At 56.2% G+C, this 14,008-nt stretch carries 15 protein-coding genes; 7 read left to right on the top strand and 8 right to left on the bottom strand.

Going from position 1 to position 14,008, the window contains the following annotated elements:
• Positions 1-80: 80 nt before the first annotated feature.
• The 3 genes from AUP42_RS16545 (at position 81) to AUP42_RS16535 (ending at position 2,736) form a co-directional block, all read left to right on the top strand.
• Positions 81-881, top strand: a complete 801-nt coding sequence (locus AUP42_RS16545) for an SDR family NAD(P)-dependent oxidoreductase (protein ID WP_062952690.1) — start codon at positions 81-83, stop codon at positions 879-881.
• 151 nt (positions 882-1,032) lie between these two features.
• On the top strand, positions 1,033-1,920 hold the full coding sequence (gene yghX / locus AUP42_RS16540; protein ID WP_062952689.1) for a YghX family hydrolase: 888 nt from the start codon (positions 1,033-1,035) through the stop codon (positions 1,918-1,920).
• A gap of 168 nt (positions 1,921-2,088) precedes the next feature.
• Positions 2,089-2,736: a class I SAM-dependent methyltransferase gene (locus tag AUP42_RS16535; RefSeq protein WP_062952688.1), complete on the top strand. Its 648-nt coding sequence runs from the start codon at positions 2,089-2,091 to the stop codon at positions 2,734-2,736.
• A gap of 75 nt (positions 2,737-2,811) precedes the next feature.
• Here the strand turns inward: AUP42_RS16535 and AUP42_RS16530 are convergent, their stop codons facing one another.
• Positions 2,812-3,723, bottom strand: a complete 912-nt coding sequence (locus AUP42_RS16530) for an alpha/beta fold hydrolase (RefSeq protein WP_062952687.1) — start codon at positions 3,721-3,723, stop codon at positions 2,812-2,814.
• 180 nt (positions 3,724-3,903) lie between these two features.
• Here AUP42_RS16530 and AUP42_RS16525 point away from each other — a divergent pair, with 180 nt between their 5' ends.
• Together AUP42_RS16525 and AUP42_RS16520 are read left to right on the top strand one after the other, a co-directional pair.
• Positions 3,904-4,734 carry an alpha/beta fold hydrolase gene (locus AUP42_RS16525; RefSeq protein ID WP_062952686.1) on the top strand — a complete coding sequence of 277 codons (831 nt, stop codon included), beginning with the start codon at positions 3,904-3,906 and terminating at the stop codon, positions 4,732-4,734.
• A gap of 106 nt (positions 4,735-4,840) precedes the next feature.
• Positions 4,841-5,425 (top strand): TetR/AcrR family transcriptional regulator, encoded by a 585-nt coding sequence (locus tag AUP42_RS16520; protein WP_062952685.1) that lies wholly within the window; start codon positions 4,841-4,843, stop codon positions 5,423-5,425.
• Positions 5,426-5,514: 89 nt separating this feature from the next.
• Here AUP42_RS16520 and AUP42_RS16515 read toward each other — a convergent pair whose 3' ends face one another.
• The 4 genes from AUP42_RS16515 to AUP42_RS16500 all read right to left on the bottom strand — a co-directional run bounded on the left by AUP42_RS16515 (position 5,515) and on the right by AUP42_RS16500 (position 9,334).
• Positions 5,515-6,441, bottom strand: coding sequence for an ABC transporter permease (locus AUP42_RS16515; protein ID WP_197468303.1), 927 nt, complete (start codon positions 6,439-6,441; stop codon positions 5,515-5,517).
• A gap of 3 nt (positions 6,442-6,444) precedes the next feature.
• Positions 6,445-7,224 carry an ABC transporter ATP-binding protein gene (locus tag AUP42_RS16510; RefSeq protein ID WP_062952684.1) on the bottom strand — a complete coding sequence of 260 codons (780 nt, stop codon included), beginning with the start codon at positions 7,222-7,224 and terminating at the stop codon, positions 6,445-6,447.
• Positions 7,225-7,307: 83 nt separating this feature from the next.
• On the bottom strand, positions 7,308-8,294 hold the full coding sequence (locus tag AUP42_RS16505) for an ABC transporter substrate-binding protein (RefSeq protein WP_062952683.1): 987 nt from the start codon (positions 8,292-8,294) through the stop codon (positions 7,308-7,310).
• Positions 8,295-8,431: 137 nt separating this feature from the next.
• A complete protein-coding gene (locus AUP42_RS16500; RefSeq protein ID WP_062952682.1) occupies positions 8,432-9,334 on the bottom strand; it encodes an AraC family transcriptional regulator in 903 nt (300 codons plus the stop codon).
• 158 nt (positions 9,335-9,492) lie between these two features.
• On the opposite strand from AUP42_RS16500, the gene AUP42_RS16495 reads away from it, so the two are divergent.
• On the top strand, positions 9,493-10,248 hold the full coding sequence (locus AUP42_RS16495; protein WP_062952681.1) for an SDR family NAD(P)-dependent oxidoreductase: 756 nt from the start codon (positions 9,493-9,495) through the stop codon (positions 10,246-10,248).
• Positions 10,249-10,254: 6 nt separating this feature from the next.
• Here the strand turns inward: AUP42_RS16495 and AUP42_RS16490 are convergent, their stop codons facing one another.
• From AUP42_RS16490 to AUP42_RS16480, 3 genes are all read right to left on the bottom strand, one after another.
• Positions 10,255-10,623, bottom strand: a complete 369-nt coding sequence (locus tag AUP42_RS16490) for a VOC family protein (RefSeq protein ID WP_062952680.1) — start codon at positions 10,621-10,623, stop codon at positions 10,255-10,257.
• Between the two features lie 25 nt (positions 10,624-10,648).
• Positions 10,649-11,809, bottom strand: a complete 1,161-nt coding sequence (locus AUP42_RS16485; protein ID WP_062952679.1) for a hypothetical protein — start codon at positions 11,807-11,809, stop codon at positions 10,649-10,651.
• A 172-nt stretch (positions 11,810-11,981) separates the two neighbouring features.
• The gene (locus AUP42_RS16480; protein WP_062952678.1) at positions 11,982-12,653 is read right to left on the bottom strand and encodes a TetR/AcrR family transcriptional regulator; all 672 of its coding nucleotides are present in this window, start codon (positions 12,651-12,653) and stop codon (positions 11,982-11,984) included.
• Positions 12,654-12,819: 166 nt separating this feature from the next.
• On the opposite strand from AUP42_RS16480, the gene AUP42_RS16475 reads away from it, so the two are divergent.
• On the top strand, positions 12,820-13,998 hold the full coding sequence (locus tag AUP42_RS16475; RefSeq protein ID WP_062952677.1) for an efflux RND transporter periplasmic adaptor subunit: 1,179 nt from the start codon (positions 12,820-12,822) through the stop codon (positions 13,996-13,998).
• Positions 13,999-14,008: the final 10 nt, after the last annotated feature.

Genomic DNA, 14,008 nt, shown 5'->3' with positions numbered 1-14,008 from the left:
CATGGCGGGGTTGCTGGTTGGTGTCTCTATCGGAAAACGGAAACCTTTGGTAGAATTCCGCAACGTTCCGGGAGGACATCATGGATCAGCGTCTTTTGGGTAAAACGGTTCTGGTATTTGGTGGTGGCTGCTGTGCGCCGGGATGGGGAAATGGCAAGGCGACGTCCGTGCTGCTGGCCCGGGCCGGGGCGAAGGTGGCGGTGGTTGATATCAACAAGATCGCCGCAGATGAAACCGCATCGCTGATCGAGGAAGAAGGCGGCGAGGTCATTGCCTTGACCGCCGATATCACCAAACGCGATCAGGTTGATATTGCGGTTTCGACGGCACGCGGGTCGCTGGGCGAGATTGATGTACTGGTCAATAATGTCGGGATGGTGATTGGCGGCGGGCTTGAACGGCTTGACGTTGAAGACTGGCACAGCGCGTTTAAGACCAATGTCACCGGGTTTTTCCATAGCTGCCAGGCGGTGATGCCCGCGATGCGCAAACGCAAAAGCGGATCGGTGATCAATATCGGATCGGTCAGCGGGGCGCGGCAGATGGGGATTGATTATCCGGCCTATGCCGCAGCCAAGGCGGCCGTTGCGCAATTCACCAAATCGCTTGCGGTGGAATATGCGCCGCATCATGTGCGGGTCAATGCGGTGGTGCCGGGGCTTATTCATACGCCACTGGTCGAGGCATCGCTGGCACGGCTTTATGACGGGGCCGAGATCAACCGCATTCTTGAAACCCGCAATGCACAGGTGCCGATGGGGCATATGGGCGATGCGTGGGATGTGGCAGAGGCGGTTTTGTATCTGGCATCGGACGGGGCGAAATATGTCACGGGGATCGAGCTTGTGGTTGATGGCGGGTTAAGCTGCACCACACGGTGATGGGCGACACGGTGACGGGCCATGAGGTGAACTGGTTCACCTGTAGCGGATTTGTGATTTGCCCGATCCGCGTGATTGCAGAAAACTTTTCGCAATCTTGCCGCCAGCATCATGATTTCCGCCCCGGCCCATCCGAAACAGGGAGCTTACGATGAACCGTTTGACTGCCAAAGATTTCTCGCCGGAACTGCTTGAACTTTATGATTTCTATGCGCATGGGATCATTTCGCGCCGCGAATTTCTTGACCGGGCCGCGAAATATACTGTCGGCGGGGTCACCGCAATGTCGGTTTTGGCGTCGCTTAGTCCGGATTATGCGCTTGCGACACAGGTCGAGTTTACCGATCCCGATATTGTCGCCGAATATATCATGTATCCGTCGCCCAACGGCCATGGCGAGGTGCGGGGCTATCTGGTGAAGCCCGCAAATCTGACGGGCAAGGTGCCCGGCGTGGTGGTGGTGCACGAAAATCGCGGGCTTAACCCCTATATTGAAGACGTTGCGCGAAGGGTGGCCAAGGCCGGCTTTATTGCCCTTGCCCCGGATGGGCTGACATCGGTTGGCGGATACCCTGGCAATGATGACAAGGGGCGCGAATTGCAGCGTCAGGTCGACCCGACCAAGCTTATGAATGATTTCTTTGCCGCCATCGAATTCCTGACCGCGCATGAGGCGACGACGGGTAAAACCGGCATAACCGGTTTTTGTTATGGCGGGGGTGTTTCGAATGCGGCGGCGGTGGCCTATCCGGAACTTGGTGCTGCGGTGCCGTTTTACGGCCGTCAGGCGGACGTGGCTGATGTGCCGCGCATTCAGGCGCCGTTGCTGTTGCATTATGGTGAACTGGACGAGCGGATCAATGAAGGGTGGCCTGCTTACGAGGCGGCATTAAAGGAGCATAACAAGGTTTATGAGGCCTATATCTATCCAGGCGCCAATCACGGGTTCCATAATGATTCCACCCCCCGCTATGACGAGGAGCAGGCCAAGCTTGCCTGGGATCGCACGATTGCGTGGTTCAATAAATATCTGAGCTAGGCGCGTTCTGCGTTCTGGCCCGCACGTTCATCTACAGCCCGGTGGTGACTATTCCGCCGGGCTGTTTTGTTTTCGGCTGTCTTGTTTGGTGGGCTTGACGGGAATGGCTTTTACGATACATCATAAGTTACATGATTCGATGTGGCTTGTGATGAAGGAGCATTTCCGATGCAAAACGCGACCGAACGGCCGGAAAACCCGGTTGAATTCTGGGAAGATCATTATCGGACAAAAAAGACCGACTATTCGGGTAATCCGGGGGAGTTGCTGGTGCGGTATGTGGCCGACCTGACGCCGGGGCGGGCATTGGATATCGGCTGTTCGCATGGGGATGATGCGCTTTGGCTGGCCGGGCGGGGCTGGGATGTGACGGGGGCGGATATTTCGCAAACCGCGATTGCGCGGGCGCAGGAGCGTCTGGTGGGGAGTGATCTTGCGGGGCGGGTGCGGTTTGTCGCCTGCGATCTGGAACGCGAGATGCCGGACGGGGAATATGACCTTGTCACCGCATCCTATTTTCAGTCGCCGGTAGCCCTTGCGCGGGCCGACATCCTTCGGCGTGCGATGGCAAAGCTGGTGCCGGGCGGATATTTCCTGTGTATCGCGCACGCATCGGCCCCGCCGTGGCGCAAGGGAAATGGTGAACACCAATTCCCGACCCTTCAGGAAGAGCTGGACGGGCTTGAGCTTAAACCCGGTGAGTGGATTTTGCACAAGGCCGGGAATGTGACGCGCAGGATGACCGGGCCGGAGGGGCAGGTTGCAGAAGTGATGGATATCGTACTGTTTTTGCAGCAACCGTCATTGTCGCTTTAAAGAGTTGCGGCTTTGGCGATATGGACCGTAAGGAACTTATGTCTCTTAGGCGGTTTTATCACGTTTTCAGTGTCTTTAGACGCGGATCGGCAGGAAGCTGCGCAGGGCGGCAATGACTGCCTGTGGGGATTCTTCAGGTAATAAATGTCCTGCGTGGATCGTCATTCCCGTGACGTCGTTAGCCCACTGCGACCATATTTCGATTTGGGGCTTGGCCGTGTTTCGGGGATCACTCGTTGGCCATAGGACCTGGACCGGGCATAAGAGCTTTTTGCCGCTTGTTCTGTCGATCCGGTCAAGGTCCGTATCTTCGTTCATTGCTGCCCGGTAGTCCTCGCAAATGGCGTGACGTACTTTGGGATTGCGAAAGGCTTCGCGATAGATGGCAAGTGCCTGTGGCTCGATATTGTCAAGGCCGTTGGCCATTGTGGCCAAGCTGTGTTCGATGAAGGCATCGGGTGCTGCTGCCAGAAGTTTTTCAGGTAAACCTGCTGGTTGTGACAGGAAAAACCAATGGAAATTCCTGGCGGCGAATTGGTGATCAACAGCAGACATTGCGTCAAGCACCGGAACAACCGCAAGGGACGAGAAGGCCGTCACCAAATCCGGGTAATCCAGAGCAAGACGAAATCCTGCACGTGCCCCGCGGTCATGCCCGACAACCGCAAACTTCTGATATCCAAGATGTTGCATCAAGGCCGTCAGGGACCGGGCCACACGTTGTTTTGTCCAGCGTGGTTTTGTGGTGCCGATCTGACTTGCGCCATATCCTGGCAAATCAGGAATGATAAGTGTCCATGAGCGCGCAAGATCATGAGCGATTTTTCGCCATGCGATATGGGTCTGAGGATAGCCGTGCAATAGCAGCAATGGCGCGCCATTTCCGCCAATTACGCCAGCAAACCGAACATCATCAACCGTAACATCCAGCCGTCGAAAGCCGGGGAAAAAAGACATGGATGCCGTTTTATCGGTGAGTAAATCCATTGTGTATCCTGCGAAGCATTCGGTTCTTGGGTGCGCCAATGCACGTTCTGATGATTATTTGTAGTGATCGATACAAATAATCTCTTGCGTCAGGAAGTCAAGTTATGTTTAGTGATCGCTACAAATTGTCATTTTTACTGCGGGCGTGAATGGCCTTGCAAACAAAGGATGGAAAGCAAAATGGCGATGAACAGGCGCGACCTGATCAAGAGTGCCGGTATGATGGGCATGCTGGGAATGGCATCAGCGGTTGCTGCACCCGCAAAAGCTGCGGATGCCTCTGAAGGACTTGTCGGCAAGGGGGCATCAAAGTTCATTCTGGTGCATGGTGCGTTTCATGGGGGGTGGTGTTATGGCCGAGTTGCCGCGCTTTTGCGCAAGGCGGGGCATCAAGTTTGGACGCCTTCATTAAGCGGTATGGCCGAGAATGCGCATCAATTTTCCGGATCGATCAATCTTTCGACCCATATCGAGGATATTGTTCGTCTGATTGATGTTGAAGACATTGATGATGCCGTGTTGTGCGGGCATTCCTATGGTGGAATGGTGATTGCCGGTGTCGCGGATAAACGGCTAAAAGCGATCCGCTCGATTGTTTATCTGGATGCTTTCATGCCGGCTGATGGACAGTCGTTATTTGACCTTGATGCGCCGGGTGCCGTGCAAGCTCATTTGAACAGTGCCGCCAATAATGGCGGCTATACAATCCCGCCTATACCGTCTTCGATCTTTCGGGTGAACGAGGCCGATCAGGCCTATGTGGACAGCAAATGCACCGCGCAGCCGCTTGCGACATTCAGCGAGCGCATAAAACTTGGTGGCGATTATCAAAGGGTTGCGAAAAAAACATTCGTCTATGCCGAGGGATGGAAGGATATTTCGCCGTTTGGCGGTGCTTACGAAAAGGCAAAGACAGATTCCGGTTTTGTGACGCATAAAGTGCCGTGCGGGCATGATGTCATGATCGATATGCCTGATCATTTGGCAAAGATTTTGGTTGATGCCGTATAGCGAATCTTCTGTGTGTCTGCCGCTTTGTTCTGTTGAAGCGGCAGACACACTGTGATTGCCCGTCAATTCCTTGCCTTTTTGGGGTGTCTTGTATTTAGTGACAACCATGAACAAACAACCAGTATCCAGACGGAAAGGCCCCCGCAGTTTTGATCGCGATGAAGCGGTCAAAACTGCCATGCACCTTTTTTGGCGTCATGGATATGAAGCCGTTTCGATTAATGATCTGACACGGGCAATCGGTATTGCGCCGCCCAGTTTATACAGTGCGTTTGGCAGCAAGGCCGGATTATTCCGCGAGGCTCTAGAGCTTTATGATGGATTGCCCGGTGCGCTTGATGGACTGACCGAAGCGGCGACACTTGAGGATGCGATCAGTGGATTGCTGCACCGGGCGGTGGAGGTGATTACAGATCCCGCACGTGAAGCAGGCTGCATGATTTCTACGGGAATGCTCGAATATGGGGCCGATCACGCGGATATTGCGGCGTCTTTATCCATGCGACGAAGTCAGATGCAATCACGTATTGCAGAAACGCTAAACCGTTGGCTCGACAAGAAAACGGCGGATGCCAAGGCGTTTTATTTAGCCACCGTCATGCAGGGAATGTCGGTGCAGGCTCGTGATGGTGTTGCACGTTCTGATCTTAAGCAGATGATAAATGAGGTGCTGGCCGGTTTGCGCTTGTAAGTCGAAATGATCGCAGCATCCGGAATGATGCGCGCATTATTATACCAGAAGCGAAAAGGGCGGGATCATGTGACCCCGCCCTTTGTTTTTTATTCGCGGAACTTTTCGCGGGCCGGGGCACCGCCGCGACCGCGTTTGAGGCTGGGCAGGGCCAGCATGGCGAGCACGAAAAGCCCGGTTGCCAGTTTCAGGTCGGGCGGAGGCATCCCGGCGGCCAGGCACAGCGACACCAGCTGATAATAGATGATCGCACCGACAAACGGGGCGAGGAGCTGTCGGAAGACGCTGTGTTTGCCAACAATCGCCTCGCCGATCATGAGTGCGGCCAAGCCATTGATCAGGATGCCAAGGCCCATATTCACATCGGCAAAGCCCTGTGACTGGACCATAAGCGCGCCGCTGGTGGCCGAAAAGGCGCTGGCAAGGCCAACACCGCCGATGGTCGAAACCCAGACGGAAATGCCTTGGGCCTCTGCCATGGCCGGGTTGGCGCCGACAGCGCGCATGGCCGTGCCCTTTTCGGTTTTGAAAAACCAGTTGAGCGCCACAAACACCGCCGCCCCGATGATCCCGGCAATGATGATCTTGGCCGCCGGGAAGCCGGGCGTGACGAAGGGTGCCCAGTCAAAGACCGAACCGGTGCCAAAGATCGACAGGTTCGATTTGCCCATGATGCGCAGATTGATGCTGTAAAGCATCGTCATCATCAGGATCCCGGCCAGAAGCGTGTGGATGCGGAACCGCAGATGGATGAGCGCGGTACAGCAACCAGCAGCAAAACCGCACAGAAGGGCGGCGATGATCGCCAGGGCCGGATTGATTCCGGCGGCAATCAGAACCCCGGCAACACAGCCGCCCAGCGGATAGGCGCCTTCGCTGGTGAGGTCGGGGAAATGCAGGGTGCGAAACGGGATCATGATCCCCATGACGACGAAAGCCAGAATAAGGCTTTGGGCCAATGTCACGGGTACGAGTGCCACATAGCTTGTGAAGGTCGAAGAAAGGAATTCCATCATCAATCAGGCCCCCAGCAACATGGCATCGGATTTGACCGAGAAATGATCGATCAGCTTTGCCACCGTGACATCGGCCTTTTCTTCGCCGCCGATTTCCAGTTTGACCTTGCCCGCGTCCAGCATGATGACGCGGTGGCCGTAATCAACCGCGTGCTGCATGTTATGGGTGACCATCAGGGTGGTGAGTTTAAGCGCATCAACCGCGCGCACGGTTGCCCCCATGACAAGATCGGCAGTGCGCGGATCAAGGGCGGCGGTATGTTCATCAAGCAGCAGCAGATCGGGCGATCCGCCGACCGCCATGATGAGCGACAGCGATTGACGTTGCCCGCCAGATAGCAGTTCAACGCGGGTATCAAGCCGGTTTTCAAGGCCAAGACCCAGGATTGACAGGCGTTCCTTGTAATCAGCAAGACGTTTGGCATTAAGCCCACGGGCAAAGGTGCGGCTTTTGCTGCGCAGTTCGGCCAGAAGCATGTTTTCGGCAACCGTCATGCTGGCAGCAGTACCCAGCATCGGATCCTGAAACACACGGGCAATGCGCATGGCGCGTTTATGCACGGGCGTGTTGGTGACATCATCGCCATTGATCAGGATCTGGCCGCGATCAAGGGGCATCGCGCCGGAAACGGCGTTTAGCATCGTGCTTTTGCCCGCCCCGTTGGAGCCGATGACAACACCGAATTCGCCGGTTTGAAGTGTCAGCGAAAGATCATCAAGCGCGACTTTTTCGTCGGGCTGGCCTTTGTAAAAGGTTTTTCGTGCAGACCGGATTTCAAGCATCCGTATCCTCCGTAAAGCAACATTGGCGCCCCCCGGTGATACCGGAATGCGGGGCGCCAAATGTCATGTGAGGCCGGATCAGATTATTCGACGACGCAGCCGCAATTGGCGAGTGCCTCGGGAATGGTGATGCCAAAGGCATCGGCGGCTTTTTTCGAAATCAGTGGCTCGTGATTGACATAGGATGGTTTGGACGGTGCGATGGATGCCGCGTCCTTGCCATTGAGGATTTCCGCCGCAATGATGCCGGCACTTAAACCGACCTGCGCATAATCGACCGAGAAGCTGGCAGGCACGGTGCCATTGGCAACGGCCGAGCTATCGGAATTGACAATCGGAACGCCGATCTGGCGCGCAGCCGCCGAAACCGCGGCAATCGCCGGCTGGATCAGGTTTGATGCCGGGGTATAGATGACATCGGCCTTGCCAGCGACCGACGTGATGCGCTGCTGGATATCATTGACGTTATCAATGCCGACCGGAACGACTTCAAGGAAGTGCGCCGGGGCCAGTTCCTGGACCTTTTCAAGCAGGGCGACGTCATTGGCTTCGCCCGGGTTATAGGGCAGGGCAAGACGTTTGGCATTCGGCAACAGCAGTTTGGTGAATTCCAGAACCGCGTCGATATCCTGCAAGTCCGATGCACCGGTCATGCCTTCATCACCGGCTTCCCAAGACGGGACCAGCTTGGCGGCGACCGGGTCGGTCACGGCGGAAAACACGATCGGAATGCCCGATCCGGCCAAGGCTTTTTTGGCGATCTGGGAAACCGGGGTGGTAACGGTAAAGATCAGTTTGGGATTTTCGGCCTGCAATTTGGCGATCATCTGGGGCACCAGAGACGCATCAAAATTGGTGTGGCTTTCGGAATAGACAACATCGGTTCCCTCGGCAAAGCCGCCGCTTGCCATGCCTTCCTTGAAACCGGCGATGGCGGCGTTCAGCTGCGGATGTTCACCGAAATTGGCAATGCCGACCCTGATCGGTTCGGCAGATGCGGTGCCGATGGCCCCCAGCATCGCGCCAGCAATCAGAAGACCGGAAAGCGGACCGGATTTGAAGATTTTCATTTTTTACGAAGCTCCCTGATTTATCAGGCCGGTATGTGGCAGACCGACCCTGCCAACGGATCATGCGAAGTTCGTCACGGCCCGTCAACAGGATGTCACGCGCAGCACTGTAGAATTATCAGGGAAAGGTGATGTTGTTATTCGGCGGCCCGGGATGCAGGCGATTGTTCTCGCGCCATATCGCGGTCGGTGGCCGGCGGCATGCCAAACATGCGGCGATATTCGCGTGTGAACTGCGACACGCTTTCATAGCCGACATCATAGGCGGCACTGCTTGCGGTCATGCCTTCGGCCATGATCAGGCGGCGAGCCTCGATCAGGCGGAGCTGTTTTTGAAACTGCCGCGGGGACAGCGAGGTTACGGTTTTGAAATGCTGGTAAAACGAGGACGGGCTCATGCCCGCAGTTGCGGCAAGACGGTCCACCGGCAGAGGTTTGCTGAATTCTTCGCGCAGGATGGCGACCGCGCGTGCCACGCGCTGGGTATGGCTGTCGGGCCAGCCAAGTTGGCGGATGGCAGTGCCATGCGGGCTGGTCAGAAGCCAGTAATGCAATTCGCGGATCAGGGATTGATGGAGCATCGGAACGGCATCGGGACGATCAAGCAGACGCATCAGGCGAAGGGCGGTATCGGCGACCTCGGCATCGGTGGGGGCGACAATGACGGCGGCATCATCGCTTTGCGGCGGGGTGCCCATCTGCAATGACAGGTCGGCAATGACCGATGGATCAAGATCAAGCACCAGCGACATATAGGGCGCATCGGAACTGGCATCGGTGATCTGGCTTACGGTCGGGACATCCGCCGTGATCAGAAGGGTATCACCCGGGCGCAGGGTGAAGGTCCGATTGCCAAGGGCAACCTGTTTGCTGCCCTGAAGGATCAGGCAAACCAGCGGGCGGGAGATGGCATAATCCAGCCCGCTTGGCGTGACGGACCGGATGGTCGTCAGGCCGGGAATGGGTGTCTGGGCCAGTCCGCTGTCGATGGCGCGGGTATCAAGCCATGACCGGACCGAGGTGAGAAGCGCGTTTGTCATGCCGTGATCCTAATCCCGATTGATATCGTCGTAAATATGGTTTGGAGGATTAGGCTAAGTATACCGAGGTTCCGGCAACGACGGGCGGGAGGGGGCAGCAGTATAACGGACAACACCAAACAGCGTGAACCAACATCACCAAACCAAGGAGTTGTCCGATGACCAAGATTTCAATTGTAACCGGTTCCAGCCGCGGCCTTGGCCGCAATACCGCCCTTGCCATTGCCCGCCACGGCGGGGATGTAATCGTGACCTATCACAGCCGTTCTGATGATGCCGATGCAGTGGTTTCGGAGATTAAGGCAATGGGCCGGAAGGCATTGGCCCTGAAGCTTGATGTTGCTGACATTTCCAGCTTTGCCGGTTTTGCCGAAAATCTGCGCACCGGATTGCGCGACGTCTGGGGCCGGGAAACGTTTGACCATCTTGTCAATAATGCCGGTCATGGCGACATGGCATCGATTGCCGAAACCACCGAGGCACAGTTCGACAAGCTGGTTGATGTGCATTTCAAAGGGGTTTTCTTCCTAACGCAGGCTTTGTTGCCGCTGATTGCCGATGGCGGGCGGATCGTGAACCTGTCTTCGGGGCTGACCAAGGGGGCATTCCCCGGATTTTCCGCCTATTCGGCGGTCAAGGGCGCGGTCGAGGTGCTGAGCCTTTATATGGCCAAGGAATTTGGGGCACGCGGCATTGCGGTCAATACGGTCGCCCCGGGCGCGATTGAAACCGACTTCCTTGGCGGTGCGGTGCGCGATACCCCGGATCTGAACAAGGTATTTGCCGAAATGACGGCACTTGGCCGGGTGGGCGTGCCTGATGATATCGGGCCAATGATCGCCAGCCTGCTGTCAGAAAACAATCGGTGGGTCAATGCCCAGCGGATCGAGGTTTCCGGCGGGCAGGGTATCTAAGCCCGGTCAGGAACCGACTGCAAAGGCCCGGCTGGAAATCGAAACCGAATTTCCGGACGGGTCTTTCATATTGGCGAACTGATAGCCATCCGCCTGATGGATCGGTCCGACATCAACGCCGTGGGCAACCAGTTGTTTGCGGAAGGCGTCGACATTCTTGACGTCAAAGACCAGTTTGATGAGGGACTGGCCTTCTTTCTGTCCCTTGCCCGCAGGATGGAGCATCAGGATCAGCCCATCTGTTGCCGGGCGCAGTTCGACAATGCGGTCGCCCTCGTGACGGATCGCGCGATAGACAAAAAGATCGCCATAGAAGCGGATCATTTCATCGATTTTTTTTGTGTAAATAACGACCCGGTTGCAGGTGATTGGCATCTGGGTTTCCGTTCGCCCCAAACTGTCAGCTGCCACTTGTGCCGCTGAATACGGTGATGCCGTTGACGACAATCCGGCCATCACGCAGCAGTTCCACGTCGTAATTCGTTGTGCCCTGTGTGCCCGGTTCACCGGCAGCAAGGCCATCGACGGCAAAGGGTACCAGCGCGCCCAGCAAAGTCGGGCTTTGCGGGGTGCCGATCAGGTCCTGAAGGCGTTCGCGCCCGATCAGATCAACGTCAAGCTGACCGGAAAAGCCGTAACGCGCGGCCTTTTGGGCGATGAACTCGCCCTTGCCGAGTGCCTCGAGGCCGCGGCCTTCGACATAGATTTCGTCAATCTTGACCGGGGCACCATTATCGGCGGCCTTTTGCCACAGATCATTGGCGATCTGGCGGCGGGCAGCGCGCGGAGCAAGGCCGGTCATCATGTCGTTAAAGCCCTTTTGCAGGATCGGCCGGGCTTCGGACCAGGGCAGACCGGTGCTGCTGCTTTTGATGCGCACGGTGCGCGGTTGCAGAAGGCTTGGCAGCCAAAGGCCGTCATGGGCGTAATCAAGATGGGTTTCATCGTTTTCGCCGGGATAAAGCAGGAAGCTTGTGGATTTGACCGAGCCACGTTTTTCCCGGTTCGGGCCGGTCCATTCGGCGGCCTGCCAGGAAATGCGAGCTTCTTCGGGCATCCAGCGAATGACAAGGCCATTCATCAGCCAATGTTTGCGCGTCACCGGTTCATCACCGATCAGGAAATCCGCCGAACCGGTGAAGTTGACCGGCACACCGTTAACATGGTCCCAGCGCAGGCTGCCAAGTGCCTTGCGCATGGTCAGTTCGCGCTGGTCACTGGTGGCTTCGGCCAGCATTTTGCCGCGTTCGGGAAGTGTTACGCCGATATCGACCTGATTGGCGATATCGGTGTCGTTCATCGTGACCCGGACATCATCAAGGACCAGTTCACGCGCCGAGCTATAACCGCTGAGATCAAGGCGGACGTCGTCATAGGTGAAGATGACGGCACCGTTGCTGTTTTCCGCCGACATTTCGGTGGCGGAAATGCCGTTTTGCATCAGGATCGCATCCATGATTTCGCGGGCCTTTTGCGTTTCAAGTGCAAAGGCGGTTGCGCTGGTTGCGCAAAGGGAAATCAGTGAAACACCAATGCCGATGACAATACGGCGTGCAGGCATGATCGGGGCCCCCAAGGGTAATGGTTTGAACCGTTCCATTGTTTAGCGCAAATTTGGTGAAGATGGGGCAGGGATTGTTGCAGGCTGCCTTCAGGTTGCCCTGAATGGCCCAAGTGTGAAGTGTATCACATCAGCTTGGCCGGGTGATCTGCGATTTGCATATCCGCCGGGATCAGTCGATGGCGCAGCCGATTTTGTCGCGCTTGCTTTCGACGGTCACGCCACACAGGAAGACATCGACGGCGCGTTTGACCCTTATTGTGATCTCTTCCTCGCTGAGTTTGGGTGGAGAGATCATTTTCATGACCTGATTCTGCCAGTCGCCAACAATCATCGCATCGAAGATTTCGGCGTAATGATCGGGATCGTCGATGACAAGATTACCAAGGTCGTTCTGGCGTTTCAGGTAGTTTGCAAGGCGTTTTCGGGTGCTTTCGGGGCCGACTTCAAGGAACTTCTCAACCATTGGTATGAAATGCTGTCCTTCGGAGAACAGAATCTGCGTGAAGCGAACGGCTTCCTCGGTTAGTATCTTGGTCGATAGTTTAAAGGCGAAGTCCGTCAAAGCGTCACGAGGAGGGAGATTGGATTCCAGCGAAATATGCAATTCCGCGGAAAATTCCATGCACCGTTCTGTCATGACGGCTGTCAGCAGCCCATCCTTTCCGCCAAATGCCTCGTAAAGAGTTGTACGTGAGCCACCGGATCGAGAAATTACGTCATTTAGCGTAACGCCAGAGAAACCTTTTTCCAACAGAAGCTGCCATGCAGCATCCATCATCGCGCGTCGCCGTGCGAAGCCGCGACTGGATTGTTTTCCTTGGGTTTCTGACGTTTCGCTCATGGTTTTTCGATCTTTGCTATCGACGTTGTTTTTGGCTCTTGATCGTGCAGCGCACAATGTGTACTGTACCGTACAGTATTTAATAATTCAATGGCAAAGCTGCCTGATATTCCCCCGACAGGGCAGCGCTGCTTACAGGACTGTGAGAAGGAAAATCATTTTGTCGATGCGATCTTGTTTGAAACTTGCAGGCGTTGCTGTGCTTGCATTGATGGTTGCGGCCTGTGACGAGCAGAAAGAAGCGCAACAGTCGGATGCCAGCGCACAGCAGCAGCCACAGGCAACGCCGGTTGGTACCGTGACGCTTGAAGCGCAGACCGTCGGTCTGATCGAGGAAATGCCGGGTCGTACCGTTGCCTTCCGCAAGGCTGCCGTGCGCCCGCAGGTCGATGGTATCATCAAGGAACGCAACTTTACCGAAGGCGCGTTTGTTGAAGCCGGTCAGCAGCTTTATATGATTGATCAGGCCGTCTATATGGCGGAACTTGATGCGGCACAGGCGGAACTTGCCCGGCAGCGTGCGACCCTTGATCAGACGACCAAAACCCGCAAGCGTTACGAAAGCCTTGTGAAAACCCAGGCGGTTTCCGAGCAGACCTTTGACGACGCGATTGCCGCAGAAGCGCAGGCGAAAGCAGCAGTTGCCGCCGCACGTGCACAGGTCGACCAGGCACGTATCAATGTCGAATACACCACCGTAACCGCCCCGATTTCGGGCCAGATCAGTGCATCGGATGTGACCGAAGGTGCGCTTGTGACGACCAACCAGACGGATGCGCTGACCACGATCACGCAGCTTGATCCGATCTATGTCGATGTGACGCAGGCCGGTGGCCGGTTGATGAAGATCAAGCAGGCGATCCAGAACGGCCGCATCCAGGGTGTTGAAGACGGCAAGATCGAGGTTTCCCTGATCATTGATGCGACCGGTGTTGAATATCCGCATACCGGGACGTTGCAGTTTTCCGACGTAACGGTGAACGAAACCACCGGGACGATCCGCCTGCGCGCGGTATTCCCGAACCCGGATGGTGTGCTGCTGCCGGGTATGTTCGTGCGCGGACAGGTGCGTCAGGGCAAGCTTGAAGGGGCCTTCCTTATCCCCCAGAAGGCGGTTATGCGCCGCCCGGATGGCTCGGCCTATGTCTATACCATCGGGGATGGCAAGGTTGTTTCCAAGGATATCCAGATCGAACAGTCGCAAGGCGAGAACTGGCTGGTGACGGATGGTGTCGAGGACGGCGAACAGCTGATCGTCGATGGCATTCAGCGTATTGCACCGGGTGCACCGGTGACGGGACAGCCTGTCGAGACCGCGAATGCCGCCCAAGGTTCAGCCCAGTAAGCTGAAGATT

It is taken from the genome of Thalassospira lucentensis (assembly GCF_001613805.1).
Lineage (GTDB): Bacteria > Pseudomonadota > Alphaproteobacteria > Rhodospirillales > Thalassospiraceae > Thalassospira > Thalassospira lucentensis_A.
The sequence above is the reverse complement of the archived record's forward strand: the minus strand, read 5'-3'. Positions and strand labels throughout refer to the sequence as shown.